The organism is Desulfosarcina variabilis str. Montpellier, from assembly GCF_048565275.1.
Lineage (GTDB): Bacteria > Desulfobacterota > Desulfobacteria > Desulfobacterales > Desulfosarcinaceae > Desulfosarcina > Desulfosarcina variabilis.
Genome location: NZ_CP159846.1, coordinates 5,027,708 through 5,045,506, shown reverse-complemented (window position 1 = coordinate 5,045,506; position 17,799 = coordinate 5,027,708). Strand labels below are relative to the sequence as shown.

The 17,799-nt window shown below is 47.3% G+C and carries 17 protein-coding genes and 2 pseudogenes; 7 read left to right on the top strand and 12 right to left on the bottom strand.

What is annotated here, in order from left to right; genetic code table 11:
- The first annotated feature begins 4 nt into the window (after positions 1 to 4).
- Complete coding sequence (locus tag Dvar_RS22720; protein ID WP_419655410.1) at positions 5 to 1,063, top strand: ABC transporter permease; 1,059 nt, start codon at positions 5 to 7, stop codon at positions 1,061 to 1,063.
- A 39-nt stretch (positions 1,064 to 1,102) separates the two neighbouring features.
- Here Dvar_RS22720 and Dvar_RS22715 read toward each other — a convergent pair whose 3' ends face one another.
- From Dvar_RS22715 to Dvar_RS22700, 4 genes are all read right to left on the bottom strand, one after another.
- Complete coding sequence (locus tag Dvar_RS22715) at positions 1,103 to 1,933, bottom strand: hypothetical protein (RefSeq protein WP_419655409.1); 831 nt, start codon at positions 1,931 to 1,933, stop codon at positions 1,103 to 1,105.
- 252 nt (positions 1,934 to 2,185) lie between these two features.
- Positions 2,186 to 3,379 (bottom strand): glycosyltransferase, encoded by a 1,194-nt coding sequence (locus Dvar_RS22710; protein WP_419655408.1) that lies wholly within the window; start codon positions 3,377 to 3,379, stop codon positions 2,186 to 2,188.
- Positions 3,380 to 3,557: 178 nt separating this feature from the next.
- Positions 3,558 to 4,931 (bottom strand): PFL family protein, encoded by a 1,374-nt coding sequence (locus Dvar_RS22705; RefSeq protein WP_419655407.1) that lies wholly within the window; start codon positions 4,929 to 4,931, stop codon positions 3,558 to 3,560.
- A 14-nt stretch (positions 4,932 to 4,945) separates the two neighbouring features.
- Entirely contained in the window at positions 4,946 to 5,497 is a 552-nt protein-coding gene (locus tag Dvar_RS22700; protein WP_419655406.1) for a glycine cleavage system protein R, read from the bottom strand.
- Between the two features lie 262 nt (positions 5,498 to 5,759).
- Here Dvar_RS22700 and Dvar_RS22695 point away from each other — a divergent pair, with 262 nt between their 5' ends.
- On the top strand, positions 5,760 to 6,584 hold the full coding sequence (locus Dvar_RS22695) for a hypothetical protein (protein WP_419655405.1): 825 nt from the start codon (positions 5,760 to 5,762) through the stop codon (positions 6,582 to 6,584).
- 90 nt (positions 6,585 to 6,674) lie between these two features.
- The gene (locus tag Dvar_RS22690; protein ID WP_419655404.1) at positions 6,675 to 7,982 is read left to right on the top strand and encodes a CBS domain-containing protein; all 1,308 of its coding nucleotides are present in this window, start codon (positions 6,675 to 6,677) and stop codon (positions 7,980 to 7,982) included.
- Between the two features lie 20 nt (positions 7,983 to 8,002).
- Here Dvar_RS22690 and Dvar_RS22685 read toward each other — a convergent pair whose 3' ends face one another.
- Entirely contained in the window at positions 8,003 to 8,410 is a 408-nt protein-coding gene (locus Dvar_RS22685) for a hypothetical protein (protein WP_419655403.1), read from the bottom strand.
- A gap of 28 nt (positions 8,411 to 8,438) precedes the next feature.
- Positions 8,439 to 10,139 (bottom strand): FAD-dependent oxidoreductase, encoded by a 1,701-nt coding sequence (locus tag Dvar_RS22680; protein WP_419655402.1) that lies wholly within the window; start codon positions 10,137 to 10,139, stop codon positions 8,439 to 8,441.
- 383 nt (positions 10,140 to 10,522) lie between these two features.
- Between Dvar_RS22680 and Dvar_RS22675 the strand changes: the two genes are divergently transcribed.
- The gene (locus Dvar_RS22675) at positions 10,523 to 10,825 is read left to right on the top strand and encodes a hypothetical protein (RefSeq protein ID WP_419655401.1); all 303 of its coding nucleotides are present in this window, start codon (positions 10,523 to 10,525) and stop codon (positions 10,823 to 10,825) included.
- Positions 10,826 to 10,899: 74 nt separating this feature from the next.
- Here the strand turns inward: Dvar_RS22675 and Dvar_RS22670 are convergent, their stop codons facing one another.
- From Dvar_RS22670 to Dvar_RS22650, 5 genes and pseudogenes are all read right to left on the bottom strand, one after another.
- A complete protein-coding gene (locus tag Dvar_RS22670; RefSeq protein WP_419655400.1) occupies positions 10,900 to 11,901 on the bottom strand; it encodes a glycosyltransferase family 2 protein in 1,002 nt (333 codons plus the stop codon).
- Positions 11,894 to 12,256 (bottom strand): GtrA family protein, encoded by a 363-nt coding sequence (locus Dvar_RS22665; protein ID WP_419664146.1) that lies wholly within the window; start codon positions 12,254 to 12,256, stop codon positions 11,894 to 11,896. The genes Dvar_RS22670 and Dvar_RS22665 overlap by 8 nt, the downstream gene beginning before the upstream one ends.
- Positions 12,257 to 12,492: 236 nt before the next feature.
- Entirely contained in the window at positions 12,493 to 13,416 is a 924-nt protein-coding gene (locus Dvar_RS22660; protein ID WP_419664244.1) for a hypothetical protein, read from the bottom strand.
- Between the two features lie 48 nt (positions 13,417 to 13,464).
- A pseudogene (locus Dvar_RS22655) lies at positions 13,465 to 14,109 on the bottom strand (glycosyltransferase family 39 protein); the annotation flags it as partial.
- Between the two features lie 227 nt (positions 14,110 to 14,336).
- A pseudogene (locus Dvar_RS22650) lies at positions 14,337 to 14,768 on the bottom strand (IS1380 family transposase); the annotation flags it as partial.
- Between the two features lie 190 nt (positions 14,769 to 14,958).
- Between Dvar_RS22650 and nadE the strand changes: the two are divergent.
- From nadE to speE, 3 genes are read left to right on the top strand one after another with little or no spacing between them, the layout of a single operon-like run.
- Positions 14,959 to 15,750: an NAD(+) synthase gene (gene nadE, locus Dvar_RS22645; RefSeq protein WP_419655399.1), complete on the top strand. Its 792-nt coding sequence runs from the start codon at positions 14,959 to 14,961 to the stop codon at positions 15,748 to 15,750.
- Positions 15,751 to 15,768: 18 nt separating this feature from the next.
- Entirely contained in the window at positions 15,769 to 16,254 is a 486-nt protein-coding gene (gene speD, locus Dvar_RS22640; RefSeq protein WP_419655398.1) for an adenosylmethionine decarboxylase, read from the top strand.
- A complete protein-coding gene (speE, locus tag Dvar_RS22635; protein ID WP_419655397.1) occupies positions 16,244 to 17,101 on the top strand; it encodes a polyamine aminopropyltransferase in 858 nt (285 codons plus the stop codon). Before speD ends, speE begins: the two co-directional genes overlap by 11 nt.
- A 65-nt stretch (positions 17,102 to 17,166) precedes the next feature.
- Here the strand turns inward: speE and Dvar_RS22630 are convergent, their stop codons facing one another.
- Entirely contained in the window at positions 17,167 to 17,745 is a 579-nt protein-coding gene (locus Dvar_RS22630; RefSeq protein ID WP_419655396.1) for a hypothetical protein, read from the bottom strand.
- Between the last annotated feature and the right edge of the window lie 54 nt (positions 17,746 to 17,799).

Sequence of the window (17,799 nt, the reverse complement as noted above, 5' to 3'; positions counted from 1 at the left end):
TCCGATGCGATTCAAACGCCTGTGGGCGATTTTTAATGCCAGAAATTATGAGTTTTTCAGAGACCGTGAGGCTTTTGGATGGAATTTTCTCTTTCCATTTCTGATTATTTTCGGGTTTGCGATTATTTTTAAAGGCGATTACCGTGCGGCCTACAAGGTCGGGGTGTTTCCTATTCCATCGGGAGCACCCCCATTGCAGCAAACCGGCAACCTTCCCGATACCTTTGTTTCCTTCAAGGCCATCGCTCTGGTGGGCTTTGAAACCCGGGCACAGGGGCTCGACAAGCTCAAACACCATAAGATCGATCTTTTAATCGAGGCCCAAAGCGTTCCGGTACGTTACTGGGTCAGTGATGCGTCTCCCGCCGGTGCCATTGTCGAACGCCTCTTGAAACAGGCGCTGACTTCATCAAAGGCGCCAGACGGGGACGATTTTCAAAAAATCGATATTCAGGGCGTCCAGATCCGCTATATTGATTGGCTGTTTCCCGGCATCCTGGGGATGAACATGATGTTCAGCGCGCTCTATGGTGTGGGTTGGGTGGTGGTGCGCTATCGTAAAAATGGTGTTCTCAAACGGCTCAAGGCAACGCCGTTAACCGCTTTTGAGTACCTGACCGCTCAGCTATTATCGCGTATTTTTCTGCTCATGTTCACCTTGGTGGTGGTTTGGGTGGGATGTGATCTGTTTCTCGATTTTATCGTTTTGGGCCGTTTACTCGATCTGTTTATTGTCTTTCTGGTTGGCAGTATCTGTATGACCGCTTTGGGATTGGTCATTGCCTCGCGCGGTACCAGTGAGGAGTTTGCCAATGGCCTGCTTAATTTTATCTGCTGGCCAATGATGTTCCTCTCCGAGGTATGGTTTTCCATTGAAGGCGCACCGGCCTGGCTCAAGTCATCAGCCAAGATATTTCCACTGACGCATGTACTCACCGCGGCCCGCAAGGTGATGAACGAGGGGCAGGGGCTTGTATCCGTGACCCCTGAACTGCTCATTCTTGCGGCGATGACCTTGGCTTTTCTGCTGATCGGGGCAGTCTTGTTCTCCTGGAATGAATAACAACGGACGGTTCCGTAAAAAATCCGATATACGACTTTGTCAATAACAGCGCGGTTTATAAAACCGTTTGCGCCGCCAAATTCCCAACAGCACAAGGGCCGGGCCTAACAGCAGGGCGGCCGAAGGGATCGGCGTCACAACCATGGACATTTGGTCAAGCCCGTGGACTTCAACGATGTACCACTGGTCAGAGTTGTTATAGTCATCAAGATGCCAGCTCGATCCGGAGAAAAAAACACTATAATAAATTAAATCGCCATAATCATCGTCAGAATCCGTCACCCAAAGGCCTACGTAGTCGTCGTTAACGGATTCATACCCCCATACCGTGATGGCATGGCCTTGATTCCGATTGTTGGCGATGCTTAACCCCACGCCATAACCACTATGTAAATACTGATTTATCGTATCCATTGCGCTGTCGGTGTTGGCGTCCCAGACGAATGCATTTTCAAAGGCGTAGACATCAATAAAAGAAACGTCTGAATAAAAATCGCCTCCGCCGGCAACCTCTAGTTGGGACCATGAGCCGGTTGACGGGGCATTATTGACACCGTCAAACCACCATTGGACGGCATAGTACATATTGCCACCGGCATTGGACCAATAATATTGAAAATACCCAAATATATCGCTTGCATCGGAAAATTTGCCGGATTCCGGGAACCCCCATCCGGTATAGGCAAGCATATTCGATGCCGCCGCCGCCCAGCAGAGCTGATCGTCGTCTGAACTTGAAGCTGATTTTTCTGCATCGTACCATTGGCGGCCGGTGTCGTTGTAACCATAGTATGTATATGCATGAATTGTTGGGGGGGTAAAAAAAGAAAAAACCAAAAACAAAAGAGCCAATCTTGAAAACCTCACCATGTCATCCTCACAAAGTAGATTGTCAGCCGGTTATGTATAATCGCGTCAGTATGGTTTTCGCTTGCAACAAAGGCGGTGCAACCGAAAAGCGTATTCTCTTTTCAAGATTGATGGTGCTGGATCGGAATCAGTTTATTTAAAGAACTATAGAAAATAATTTTTTAAGGCGAAGTTTATATCATTTAAATTCTCTTATCGTCAATAATAACCCCCATGCTTGTAACGCTGGGGATAAGTGTTGTTGCAACGCCGCTACCAGGCCCGGACGGCCTTGTGCAGCAGTCGCTTATTGCGCAACAGATAGATCGCTCCGGCAATTGAAATGATGGAAAAGGCCGGGGCATAGAAAATAGAAAAAGGGATTACCATGACACAGATGTAAAGCCGCTTGATCGTAGAGACCAATGGCAATACAAAAGGAAGGGAGAACAGCGTAAAAGAGATGCGCCACAACAGGTCTTTCAAAATTGAGATGCCGAATTTGATAAGGGTCAGTTGCAAACTGGTCCACAAACCGACTGAACGATGCGCCCATAAAAAATAATCGACGATCTCATCCCATAGCGAGATATTTTTGCCGAGCTTCAATATCGATGCGGTCAACAAGACGCAAAATGAGAGCATAAACAGAACATGCAGCGGGTTTTTCATCAACACTGCGTAATATCTGACAAAACACTGTAGGCCGCCGGAGCTCCAGCGTATTTTTTGTTTGATCAATTGTTTCAGGGTCGCCGGCACATAAGTCCGGATATGACAGAAGCTCTGCTCAACTTTCCAGCCTTGTAAGGTCAGCTTGAAGGCCAGGTCCTTGTCCTCGGTGATTGCATTGAGGGTGAATCCGTTGACGCTTGAGAAGGCATCCCGCTTGACGGCCAGAAATCCTCCCCATAAGGCGATTGCAGAAAACATGTTATAGGCCCCTTGAATAAAGGCCAGCATATTGTACTCGATGGTCTGCATCAGGGGAATAAACCCCGTATTGGCGGCCCGGTAAGGGCAGCTGACCGCACCTACATCTTTAACCTGAAGACGGGCAATGGCATCTTTTAGCGGCTTTGGCGAAACAATCACATCGGCATCAACGAAAACGATCATCTCATTTTTTGCCAGATGAAAATGATCGTTGAGGGTTTTTGATTTGCCAACATTGGCGGCATTGAAAATCAAGGCAAAATTATGCCGCGTTTTCAATTCCGTCAGTATTTTTCGGCTGTTGTCCGTGCTGCCATCATCAATCACAATGACATCCGCATCCGGGCCATACACCGCAAAAATGCTTTCCACGGTCTGGTCAACCGTTTCAGCATCATTGTAGCAGGGGATGATGAATGATAGCGGCGGTAACGTCAAAAGCCTCCTGTTTTTTCTCCTGTCCACATATCCCAATCCGGCAACGATTACTAACAACAATAAAAACATCGATACTGGAACGTATGTCAGCATGGCTTTTTTATTCCTTGTCGATGACGCTTTTTATTCTTAAAGCGTTAATATTTACATATAAAACAGTATGTTGTATAGATTTGCGTATTAATCTAGAAAAAGCAAGAGCGCCGAACTTTATACAAGTTAAAAACTCTCAAGGCAAGATAGATTTTAATGGGTGAGGAAATAAGAGGATTTAATTGGTGAGACTATGGATCGGTGAGGGAATCAATCCGCCGCGGCGTAAAAAACAATTCTCACCACAGGCGTTGTTGACCGGCATGATGATCGATTCACCCAACAGACCCCCGAAAAAGGCATGCTCCCCGGCTTTTTTGCCAGGTACGGGAATCAGTCGTGTGGCGGTGGTTTTTTTGTTGATGACGCCGATGGCCATTTCGTCGGCAATGATGGCCGCCAGGGTTTCCGAACTGGTATCTCCCGGAATGGCCACCATATCCAGCCCCACTGAACACACGCAGGTCATGGCCTCCAGTTTTTCGATGGAAAGAAAACCGCTGGCCGCCGCCTGGGATATATTCAGGTCTTCACTGACCGGGATGAAGGCGCCACTGAGTCCACCCACGTTGGAACTGGCAAATGCCCCGCCTTTTTTTACGGCGTCATTGAGAAGGGCCAGGGCAACCGTGCTGCCGGGCACACCGATGCTGGTCAGGCCCAGGCTTTGGAAAATTTCGCCCACACTGTCGCCCACATTGGGCGTTGGGGCCAGGGAAAGATCCACCACACCAAATTTGATAGAAAGCCGCTCGGCCACTTCACGGCCGATGAGCTCTCCGATACGGGTGACCTTGTAAGCAGTGCGTTTGATAATTTCACTGATCTGGCCCAGGTTGAGATCCGGATTGGCTGCCACGGCCCGATCAATGGCTTTTTTGACCACACCAGGGCCGCTGACCCCCACATTGATGACCGCATCGGCTTCACCGACGCCCAGATACGCTCCGGCCATAAAGGGAATATCCTGGGGGATATTGGCAAATACACATAGCTTGGCACAGGCCAACCCATCGCGATCGGCCGTGAGGCGGGCCGCCTCCTTGATGGTTCGTCCCATCTGCAGTACGGCATCCATGTTGATGCCTGCCCGGGTGGAGGCCACGTTTACCGATGCACACACCCTTTCGGTTTCGGTCAGGGCCACCGGAATGGCCTCGATCAGTGCCCGATCACCTTTGGCCATACCCTTTTCCACCAGTGCGGAAAATCCGCCGATAAAATCGACCCGGGCAGCAGCGGCGGCTTCATTGAGCGTTTTTGCAACAGCGATCATCTGCTCGGTACCAAAGGGCGCCGCAGCCACGGCGATGGGGCTTACCGATATGCGTTTATTGACCACCGGAATTCCGTATTTATCGCCCACCTCATCACAGGCGGAGACCAGATGGTGCGCCGCACCGGTGATGCGTGCATAGATGTTGTCGGTTAACCGGCCGATATCGTCGCTGGCACAATCCAGAAGATTGAGTCCCAATGTAACGGTGCGTACATCCAGATTCTCGTTTTTTAGCATCTCCACGACGGAGAGGATTTCTCGGTCACTAAACATGGCTGGATCCTGTATTAAACGCGATTGATCGCTTCAAAAATCAGCTTATGTTGGATGGATATATCAAGGGACAAGGCACGGGCTTTTTCCCTCAACGCCTGCCGAAGGGCCAGTTGGTCGGCATGGTTGGGAATATCCACTTCGTAAATCATGATATTGGCGTTGGGATCGTCGCCGCCTTTGAACACGGCCTGCAGATTGGTGACATTGACCTGGTAGTCGGCCATGATGGCCGTCATGGCGGCAACCAATCCTTTTTGGTCAGGGCCTTTGGTGGTGATCACAAAAGGATCGCAGGCCACCCCCGCGGTGTCGCCCGGATCCGAAAGGCTTTTTTCAAAGACATGCAACCCCATGGCGCCAAGGCCTGTTTCCAATTGTTGATGCAGTGCGGCCTCGGACAAATGAGCGGGAACCGAAACAATGAAAATGCCGGAAAACTCATTTTGCAAAATGGTTTGACTGACATTTTCGATATTGCAATCCAGTTCGAACAAAATGCGGGTTACAGCGGCGATGATACCAGGCCGGTCTTTTCCCAGCACTGAAATGATCATTTTTTTCATCGATTGGTCTCCAAACCCGGTTGAGCGCTCAAATCAGGCACAAAACAGGTGATTTCCACCTTGCGTTTGGGCGCCTGTCACGTACCCGGCCTCAATTTGAATTTATGTAACATTTTGTGATGGCTGTCAATATCGTATGGTTTGACAAAAAGATTGTGCAGTCAAGCAACGCTATGATAAATTAACGGCGTTCTTTAACGCGTCATACACGCAATCAACCGGTCCGACACCAATTGGCGCACGGCCCGCAGGAACATCAATCTTGAAAACAACACAACTAAATAATTTAATTCAAGAAAACAAAACCCTTTTTATCATCATCACCGTTGGGCTGTTCCTGTTGGAACTGGAGATTTTTGCCCTGGCGGCCATGAAATCAGGGCACCAGTCATGGTTGCAAGTCATTGATGCCGATGGCCATGTCATTCATGAAACCAGTGGTAAGAATCTTAGTGAATTCAACAAGTACTATTTCGAGAAGACCTTTGGTCCCTTTGAAAATTACGATGTCCGGCTAAAGACCCGCGACAATCCCTTTCCTTTCCGTGCCTGGTTTGTGGCCGCGATCGGCATCCCGGTGGGGGCCATGTTGCTTTTCGGCTTTGTCGTCAAGGCCTACGTGGCCATTTTCCACGGCAGCGAAATGTCCGGGGATACGTCCCGGCCGGCCTGTGAGCCGGGCCTTGAAAACAAATTGGAGTCGATTCTTTACCGCATCAGCCGCATGAACATATTCATCATTGGCTTCTTGATCTTTGTGTGCGTGATTTCCTATTGGATCATTCCCAACATGATCACCTATCTGGGGCGCACGGGAATTGACTTTATCATCCGCTTTAAATGGGTGCTCATCGGTCTGGGCGCGGTCGTGGTGGGAATTGGCCTGTGGATTGTTTATCTGCGCTATCTGCTGGCCAGGAAAAGCATTGAAAGCCAGACCGAGATCGAAAAACATCGGCTCTCACTGGAATATAAGGCCCAGCACGAGGGCGCGTTGCAATTGGAACAGGCATCCGGACAAACGCGTGCGTCCATCGACTGGCAGCCGGCGCAAGACAAATCGTCCTCGTCGGTGGATTCCAATTGATTCACCGCGTACATCGAAAAAGGGCAGGGCAAGACCAAAAAAAGCATAAACGAACGTCCATGGATGATTATTTGGACGTTATCATGATCCATGACTCAGATCATCACAAGCCATAAAAATGCCGATTTTGATGCGTTTGCGTCCATGGTGGCCGCTACCCTGATCCACCCCGAGGCCGTTCCGGCCATTCCCAAGACCCTCAATCCCAACGTGCGGGCGTTTATTTCGATTCACAAAGACATTTTTGATTATGTTGACCGATGGCAGATCGAAACTGGTACGGTAACGCGCCTGATTGTCGTGGACACCGCCGACTGGCACCGGCTGGGACCCATTGCCAAGCTAAAAGACCGCAAGGATTTGGAGGTGTTGGTCTATGACCATCACAATGGTGGTGACATCAAGGCCTTCTGGAAATGCCAGGAGCCCATGGGGGCGACCGTTACATTGATGGTCAGACAGCTCAAAGCGATGCGCAAGCTGATCACACCCATCCAGGCCACCCTTTTTCTGGCCGGCCTCTATGAGGATACCGGTAACCTGACCTTTCCTTCGTGCACGCCCGAAGATGCCTATGCCGCCGGTTGGCTGCTCGATCGCAAGGCCGATTTGACCATGGTCAATAAATTCTTGCGGCCCGCCTATGGAGAAAAGCAAAAGGACGTGCTGTTTGAAATGCTGAAAAACGCCGATCGGCTGAAAATAAACGGCTATTCAGTCAGCATCAGCCGCATTCGGCTGGACGGGCATGTGGGCAACCTGGCGCTGGTGGTACGCATGTATCGCGATATCATCAATGTTGATGCCGCCTTTGGGTTGTTTGTTGCCGAGGATAAAAAAGGCCGGCAAAAATGCATGGTCATCGGTCGCAGTGATAACGAAGGCCTGGATGTGGGGACCCTGATGAAGGGGTTGGGCGGGGGTGGGCATCCTGGTGCCGGCAGTGCCATGTTAAAGGGTATCAATCCCGACGCGGCCCAGGAAATGATTGTCGATCTCATCCAGGGCAACCAACAATCATCGGTCCAGATCAGCGACCTGATGTCTTTCCCGGTGTATTCGGTCACCACGGATACGACCATGGAAGCGGTTGCCGGTATTTTGCGCCATCGTGGCTATACCGGATTGCCAGTGGTCAATGAGGGGGGATTGGTGGGGGTCATTTCGCGGCGCGACTTCAAAAAGATACGGCGCAAAGACCAGCTTCAGGCGCCGGTAAAAGCCTACATGAGTACGTCGGTGATCACCATTGAGCCGGGCAGAAGCCCGATTCAGGCCGCGCAGATCATGGTGCGCCACGATATAGGCCGCCTCCCGGTGGTGGAAGACGGCCGGATTATCGGTATCATCACCCGGTCCGATGCAATGATGTATTTTTATGATTTGCTACCGGATTAAGGCCTTAAAGGACAGGCCCGTTAGCCCTTTTGCGCGGATTGCCATGCCTCTTCAAGCCGGGATTCCACATAGGCGATGAGGCCGTCCTCCCACGTTTCAATGTCAAAGCAGACCGCATCCTCCCCGAGCAGACCCTCCGGCACGAAATCACCGTTTTCTTCCGGGTCAGTGATCATTGCTCCATAAAAACACACGCTGAGCCAGCGGGGGGTGTCCTCAATGACGTCAACCATGGCAAAAAGTGATTTTTCCTTTTGGTTGACGTGGGTGGCGCGCAGGGAGTAGGTCAGCCCGGGCCGCGGGTTAAAATTTAAGGTCACCCCTTCTTTTTTTTCGAGAAACGTTTTTAAACGCTCGAAAACTGCCTTGTTTTTTTCTTCCGTGTCTTCCCAATCCGCCAAAAAATCGTCTAATTCCTGCAATGCCATTTTATTCACAAATCCTTATTAGGGTTGATTATAGGTCAAGGCCACACTTGTTCAGGGTCACAATGCCCCCTTGAACGCTGCGGGGGGCTTCCATACCCAATTCTCTGAGGTTGAGCTGTGCTTCATAGGATCGTACACCGGTATTGCAAAGCAGAATGATGTCTTTATCCTTTGGCACCTCTTCGAAACGTTGACGCAGTTCGTCCTGGGGAATGTTGATCCAGCATTCGGGGTATTTTTCAGCAAAGGCCTCACCATCCTGCCGGGCACGGCAATCGAGAATCAGCTGGCTGCCGTCACGGCTTTCCCATACTTTGGCAAAGCCGTCGGCGTCGATGGGTTTGTAAAGGCCGTCGAGCATGTTTTCCGCCGTGTTGCCCAAGGCATTGAGAACGTCCATGGCCGATGAGAAGGGCGGTGAATAGGCCAGTTCCAAGTTGCTGATGCGATCGATGGTGGGATGGTCTTCCAGGATGGCAGCCACGGCGTTGATCCGGCCCACCAACGCGTCGCCTTTTTCTCCAAATCCCTGGATGCCCAAGACCCGACGGGTATTCTTCTCAACGACCAGTTCAAGGTGTACCATTGTCTTATCCGGGTAGAAATGGGCCCGGTCGAGCTGTGCCACCTGGACGCTGACGGCGTCAATTCCATTTTTCAGGGCCGTGGGCAGGCTCAGTCCGGCGCCGGCCAGGGCGGCCTCGAAAATCTTTACCACAAAGGAACCGACCGCTCCTTTGAATGCGGCATTACCGCCGGCGAGATTGGTGCCGATCACACGTCCCTGACGGTTGGCCATGGATCCCAGAGGAAAAAAACCAGGGCCGCCGGTCACCAGATTGGTCACCTGGGCACAATCCCCGCCGGAAAAAATCAGCGGGTCCGAGGTGCGCATCTGCTCGTCGACGACAATGGCGCCGTTTTGGCTGATCTCCAGTCCGGCTTCCCGGGCCAGTTCCACATTGGGTGTGATCCCCGCCGCCATGATGACCAGATCAGCCTCGATGCGGCGCTTGTTGGTGACCACGGCTTCCACGGTATCGGTTCCCTCAATGGCCTGAACCTGTTCGTTGACGAAAATTTTGATGTCATGGTCTTCCATCTGGCGTTGGGCCATGCGGGCAAACATGGGGCTGACAAAGCCCGGCATGATCTGATCGCAGAACTCGATGATTGTCGTGTCCACTTCCCACATGTCGGCCAGGGCTTCGGCCATTTCCAGTCCGATGAATCCGGCGCCGATGATGACGGCGTGCTCCACCTGTCCCTTGGTGACCAGTTCTTTAATTGCCTGGGCATCGTTCAGGTTGGACGCCGTATGAACCATGGGCAGATCGGCACCGGAAATGGGAAGGCGTCGGGGACTACTGCCGGTGCCCAGTACCAGTTGATCGTAGGACATCGTGTCCGTGCTGCCGTCCTTGCGGCGAATGTGAACACATTTTTTTTCCCGGTCGACCTTCTCGACCCGCGTTTCGGTGAGCACCTCGATATCCTTGCAGTTTCTGAAAAACGCCTCGTCGCGCAGCATGTGAAAGCTGGTTTTGCGTAAGTCATTGATATCGCTAACATCCCCGGAAACGTAAAAGGGAATGCCGCAACCGCCATAGGAGACATAGCGGTCCTGGTCGATAATGGTGACTTTCGATTCGGGTTCCAGCCGTTTAAACCGGCAGGCCGCCTTTGAACCGAGGGCCACGCCGCCAATGATGATTATGTTCTGGGCCATGCTTAACCTTTCCTTCTGTCCGGTTATCGTTGAACGACCTTAGATATACCAAAGTATATCGGTCGGAGACTCTCGGTGGGCTGCGCCTTTGCTGATTCGCCTGTTCAGACCGTTTTCAGGGGTGTTATTGAGCATTGGCGCCTTACGAGATATTGCCCAAAAGAAATTGTAAAATTAACGTATTCTGTGTTTTTGTCAAGAGCCAATCCCATTTATTCAGGGTAACCGCGTTTGGATCGATTTAACACTTTTTCTGGAAATACGCTTACGATGCCAATGGCAACCTCAAACAGGCTCTCACGATGGATCGATGGTATGGTCCCAAAGGTTTACGTCCGGGAGGCCCAGAAAACGCTGTGTATGTTTTTACCGGCGCGCCTGGCATGAAGCCCCTATCGGAAATTGCCCCGACAGAACAGGAGGTCTCCGACGGTTGGTTTTACCACGGAAAGCACTTGGATATGTTCTGGTACTTCGATGAAAACGGCAATTCTTATCTGGATGAGAAATTGAAAGAAGCTGGCATCGATTACCAGTACGACGATATTTACTGGCTGACCGACGTGGAGAACCCTGCCCAGGCCGATGAAGCCTTCACCTATGACAACGTCGGCAACCGGCTGGCCTCCAGTGATTCGTCAACCGAGTGGACCCTACAACGAAAACAACGAGCTGACCGGCCATGACGATGTAACCTTTGACTACGATTTCAACGGCAACATGGTCGAGATGAACGCCGGCGGGGTGGTGACCCGGTTCTTTAGACTGGCGTATCACTATTCATTTTATAATTTTCGGAATCGTATCGACCGTTTATAAAATAAAGTGGTCGTTTTTTGGTTTCATTAAAAATTCTACCTACATATTCTCCTATAATTCCAATGGTTAAGAGTTGGACACCACCTAAAAATAATATGAAAACAATCAGGGAAGGATAACCGGCAACTGGGTCACCATACATCAATGTTTTATAAATTACTATAAGTGAATAAAGGAAGGCTCCAAGTGCAGTAGCTATTCCCAAATAGCTAGCTATTTTAAGTGGGAAAATAGTAAACGACGTAATCCCTTCCAAAGCAAAATTCCAAAGTTTCCAATAATTCCACTTTGTTTTTCCAGCGAACCTCTTCTCTCGTTGATATAAAACTTCTTTCTGATTATATCCAATCCATGAAAACAACCCCTTCATAAATCTATGCTGTTCTTTTAATAACTTCATTGCTTCAACCGCTCTGCGACTAAGCAGTCGGAAATCGCCAGTGTCAGGAGGTATTTTAATTCTACTCAACTTTCCCATAACTCGATAAAAGCAAAACGCTGTAAGTTTTTTAATACTGCTTTCGCCTTCACGTCCTACCCGCCTGCCATAAATAATGTCATAGCCTTCATGCCAATGTTTTATGAATTCAGGAATTAACTCGGGAGGATCTTGAAGATCCGCATCTATAACAACTACAAGATCTCCGTTAGCATGATCTAAACCAGCACTCAAGGCTATCTCTTTACCAAAATTCCTACTTAAATCGACAATTGCAATACTTGAATCATCATATCTAAGCTTCTTTAAAATATCAAGGCTCTCATCTGAACTACCATCATTAACATATACGACTTCGAAACGCATTGATAATTTTTTAAGAACCGCCACAGTTCGTCTATGAAACTCTTCTATTACTTCTTTTTCATTATAGACAGGCACAACAACAGATATTAACATATCAAGTTCTATTAAGTTTTTATTATCTTGATTGTCCTTATTCATTAAAATAACCTCTCCTACGAAATGTCCAGTATCTATTACCTAAAAAGTTCCATATCAAAACAATGCAAGTCGCCATTGCTTGAGCATATAAATAGTTCCATTTAGCTCTTTCTAAAAAAAGGGTGAAGATAAAAAAATTAATTATAAGCCCGATAAGCGCAACAGCAATAAACTTAGTAATTGCTTCGACGTGATCTTTTGAGCTTTTAAAAGTAAAATGATAATTAAGCAAGTAATTGGTAATAGCTCCTGATATAAAACCGAGGCATGAAGAAAAAACAGGTAAAATGCTAAATAGATTGATACATATGATCAAAATACAGTAGTGAACGAATGTTCCAATTGCGCCAATCATAGAAAAATAGAGGAATTGAGTTACGATTTCTCGTGGAACTTTTCTCATCAATTTCGCAAATGTTTCTGACATTTTATCCAATATAGAAGCGCTTTATCTAAGTTGATTGCCGATTGTCGTAGGTACAATAATCCTTCATAATAATAAAAACGGCCATTTATTGCGATTTAATGCAACACTATCTTCCTGTGAAAGAGGGATGGGGTGGGGGTGAAAAAAGCGATAAGTGTAGCCGTTCACTGTATAGGTGACTCCTTGGGTTTTTTAGTGAATAGGTAAATATATAAAGGTTTTCTATCAATTGCATCCTTGCATTGCTCAAGCTCAAATATTTTTGTGTAGTTAAAAATTTCTGACATTTTTTTTAATAGCTCTTTTCGCGGATCATATGGTGGTTTTTCCTCAATTAGCAACCAAATTCGCTTAATATATGGATTCGATGCAAGGCCTATTACAAAACTGTCGAGTTCAGTTCTCTTTACAACAGGTCCACTCCAACCTTTGATCTCTTCAGATTTCCACCAATTATAAATAGTTATCGGAAATCCTGTTTCTAAAGCTGAGAAATTCAATTGTTTAGCATAATAATCAAATGGGACTTGATGGATTAGACTATTAAAAACAATAATGTCACACGGCCTGTATTCATTCTTTAGCATTTGCACTGTATAAGTATACGGCTTACAATAAAATCTATTTGCCCTATGTATTGTTCCTTCAACATTTCCAACTAAAGCTAAGAATCCAATCACCAAAATTAAATAGTGACCTAAAAAAATATGCTTCATTTGTTGCAATGCGATTCCAAAACCAATTATACAAAATAATGCTAAACCCAAATAGTATCGGGGAACGAAGACTTTAGGCATAAAAATAAAACTTAAAAAAGTATAAAAACAAAAAATAATGACAACCAATGATGCGAATTTATTTTTTTTAAAAATAGCTATAAGAAAGGATATAGATACAACCAATCTTAAAACAATATTGAAAGATTCGGTAAAATTACCACCACGATTATAATCATATATTTTAAAAGTGTTAATAGAAATAAACCTATAAATCTTGGTGAAATATTTGGATGTTGAGGGTAGTTTAGGAATGCTACCGTAGTTAAGTGTTGTTGGCGTTTTTCTAGCATTTTCTATTGTGTTTGCCATGCTTGCTTTGAGCGATCTTTGATGAATAACAACAGGAACCCACGGGCTTATTAGCAATAAAAAAATAATTATTGATATTATTAATTGCCTATTTCGAAATTGAAAATTAGTAACAAAGAGATAATGTATAAAAAAAGCTAACAAAATAAATATTGTAAAATAGTGGGTATAAAAGGAAAAGGCAGCAAAAATTGAGAATAAAATATATGATTTATGTAAGCGGGATTCTTCTATCATACCTATATAAAAGTATAGGGAAATGGTTACCAATAATATCGCTAAAATATATGGCCTAACCTCAACTGAATAATAAAAAAGAATAGGTGAAAATTGTATCTGAAGAAAACATAGCATCACGATCCATTTATCTCTGAGAATTCTTTTTATTACAAAGTAGAATACAATTGTTTGAGTGATACTATAAATGACAGATAGAAATCTTAGATTATTAGGTGAGTCACCAACAATCAAAGACCAATATTTCAGAAAGATATAATAAATTGGAGGATGAACATCGCCGATTATGTGACGAATCAATTCTAAAAAAGGGAGGGAAATTATATAGGCTGAATAACTTTCATCCAACCACAGTTCTTTTGCGTCGATGAATGATATCTTTAATAGGCAGGAGAATGCAATTGAAACAATAAATACCAGCAGGTACAAATAATTTGATAATTTTTTACGTACCATTAAACGGCTTGTCAATTTGTTCATAATGGGGGCTTGAAGGATTGAAAGTCCAATAAGCGATGTTTGCCGTCGCCTAATTCTGCCTATATATTGGCAAAATTACAGTTGCTTGGGCTTTGTAGATTAACATATCATTTTTTAAGTTTTCGGTATATTTTTTCAGAACTTTAACACATAACTATTCGTAGACCTTAAGTGCGGGGCAAATTAAAAAACACCTCCTCATGACCGTTATAGGAAATATCCATTCCTTGCTTGCATTCACCATCCGCAGCACAAATGGTTCTGTCAGCATCGATAATCGCTTCCCGGAGAAAGGATGCCGGTTGCTTTTGCCAAATCTTGCTGCGTATCGTATTTATGACCTCTATCAATTCGGTGATTTGTTCTGCATTGAATCGATGAAGGAAATCACCAGCAGTGGTCGGGGCGAGAATGATCGATGCGCCCAATGCATCCAGCCAGGCTTGATCGTTTCTCAATAGTTTGATGTCCTGTAGGCAGGATCCGCCACCCGGATAATTATAGCTAATATCGAGGATATGGGCAGACTCATAGTATGGCCGGTGGCGCTCGATCAATTGCAAGTGATTATTAATTTTATCGATCAAAACACTACGAGCGGCCAACTGATGGATGTTGCCGATTCCACCATGGGCTGCGGTGTGTAAATTAATCCAAAACTGGTTGAAAAAATAAAGCCGTTTGAAATTTCCAATTTATTGGCCGGCTGTTGAATTTTCGTTTTTTGCTTGACCCTTTTACGGGTCCTTGTATAAAAAACTTCATTTACAAGCGCTTGAGACGCTTAAAGAAAATCGTTTTTTCGTGAATAAAAGGAATTGATCAATGCAAACCCAACCGGTTATCGATCATATTGCTCATTGGCTCAGTGATTATTTAGCGCAATCAGGAATGAAAGGCTTCGTCGTGGGGGTTTCCGGCGGTATTGATTCGGCGGTCACCTCAACGCTGTGTGCGTTAACCGGCGCACCGGTGAAAGCCTTGAATATGCCCATCCACCAGGCACCGGACCAGGTCAGCCGCTCAGACAGCCATATTGCCTGGTTGACTCAGCGTTACAACAACGTGGACGGCATCACCACAAACCTGACGCCTGTTTTCGAGGCCCTTGAACAGGTGCTTCCCGAGGATGTTCAAGACGACTTGAGCATGGCCAATTCGCGCAGTCGGCTACGCATGGTCACCCTGTATGCGGTCGCCACGCACCACCGGATGCTTGTTGCCGGCACCGGCAACAAGGTAGAAGATTTCGGCGTTGGTTTCTACACCAAATATGGGGATGGCGGTGTGGATCTTTCGCCCATTGCCGACTTGATGAAATCAGAAGTCTACGCCGTAGCCAAGACACTTGGCATTGTTGATTCCATCATTGAAGCGCCACCCACGGACGGGCTGTGGAGTGATAACCGCTCGGATGAGAGCCAGATCGGCGCCTCCTACGACGAACTCGAATGGGCCATGGCCTTTCATACCGCCGCCGGTGATGAAACAACGCTTGGTGCCAGACAGCGCGATGTCCTTGCCATTTTCAGAAAATTCAATAAAATAAACCAGCATAAAATGCTACCGATTCCAGTGTGTGAAATTCCTGCCGATATCAAAATAGACATGAAATGATAAAGGGGGCGGCACATAATGGCCAAGCCAGGTACTGCACCAGGCAGCAATTTACTCGATGTTAAAAATAATATATCCATTGATCGATGGCCCGAGTATGTTGATGGTCAACCGGACGGTGCCACAAAAGATCATTTTGTCGCCCGCAACGATCAGGTCTATGCAGGCAAGCACTATATCTTAGACTTCTGGGGGGCCCGCGAACTGGACAACCCGGTGTTAATGGAGCAAACGCTCAGATGCTGTGTTGAAAAAGCAGGGGCCACGCTTTTGCACATCCATCTGCATCGTTTCTCACCCAGTGGAGGGCTCTCCGGGGTCGCTGTTCTCGCCGAATCCCATATCAGCGTTCACACCTGGCCGGAAAACGGTTTTGCCGCCTTTGATATCTTCATGTGTGGTGATACCCGACCGGAACGGGCCGTTGAAGCGTTGAAAAAAGCCTTTGCGCCACGAAACATATCGGTCGTCGAGCATTTGCGAGGCGCTGACCGTGACCAGTAGTTATCACGAACAACTATGCGACGGCTGGGATCAGCGGTTTTGCATTGATGCCCTTTTGTATGAGGAAAAAACTCCTCTTCAGCACCTTGTAATATTTGAGAATCGTGCCTTTGGCCGGGTGCTGGCCTTGGATGGCGTCATCCAGACCACCCAGGCCGATGAATTTATCTACCATGAAATGATGGCCCATGTGCCGATCCTGGCACACGGAAACGTGCGCCGTGTCTTGATTATCGGTGGTGGTGACGGCGGGCTGCTGCGCGAGGTGCTGCGCCACCGCAGCATCGAGCGGGTGGTGCAGGTGGAAATCGACAAGTCTGTAATTGACCTTTGCCGGCGTTATCTGCCTGACCATTCCCAAGGGGCCTTTGACGATCCACGCACCGAGATCGTGATCGATGACGGGATGCATTTTCTGGAACATACAGACGAGCGTTTCGATTTGATTTTGACCGACAGCACCGATCCCGAGGGACCGGCTAGGGTGCTTTTCAGCCGGCCTTACTATAGTGCTTGCAAAAATGGGTTGTCACCCGGCGGCGTGATGGTCACCCAAAATGGTGTGGCCTTCCTGCAATTGGATGAAGTCCGTACATCAGCAGGACATTTAAACGCCTTGTTCCGGGACTGGCATTTTTATTCGGCGGCGGTTCCCAGTTATTCCGGCGGGATCATGGCCTTTGGCTGGGCCAGCAACGACCCGTCACTTCGCCGACATTCCCTAAAAACCATCCAACAGCGATTTTCCCAGAGCAACATGTCTACCCGTTATTACACGCCGGCGATTCATCTGGGCGCATTTGCACTCCCGCAATACATTCTTGATGCGATTGGAAAAAGCGTCTGACCGAGGGCCTGTTGGGCCTTTTCATTGAACAGCTTTTTAGCATTTTTTAGTCGTGGACGAATCCGTTAGTCGCTGAAAAGCGCACTTTTTTTCCAGTCCCGACTGGTTTGCTGAGTGGATTTTAATAGGCAGCGGCCTTTTTTATTGCGTGCATCAACGATGCTGTGTCGCAAAAAGGTCAGCGGGACGCCGCCTTTGAGCCCCATGGTGATATCAAACCTGGAAAACCCGGTAATGATGCCCCGAATGACTTCGCCCTCCAGCAAAGTAAAAAAAACCACTTCTTTTTCCATCATCAAGGGATAAAGGGTTTTGTTTTTGATGAAATGCCGGTTTTTAACTTCGATGATGGGCCCCAGATTTTTCTTGGCCGTTTTTTTGTCTTTCTTTTTGATCAGTGGCAAAATGCGTTCAGCCAGATCGTGGGGGTAAGCCAGCTTTATCTCTATTTTGGGGATTTCCTCTTCCTTTTCCTCCTGTTTCAACTGTACTTCATACTGCCGGTTTTCCAGCAGCATCCCTGTCACCACCCGTTGCCCGTAAAGATGAAAAGACCAGGGGACCTGGCTATCTGTGATCGTATCGAAGACACTGTCGTTGTATGATGATTCCAAATAATCCCTCAGACCCTTCAATTCCGCCATTTTCTACCCCAAATGATTTTTCATATAATATTGAATAAATCAGATAACAATGAT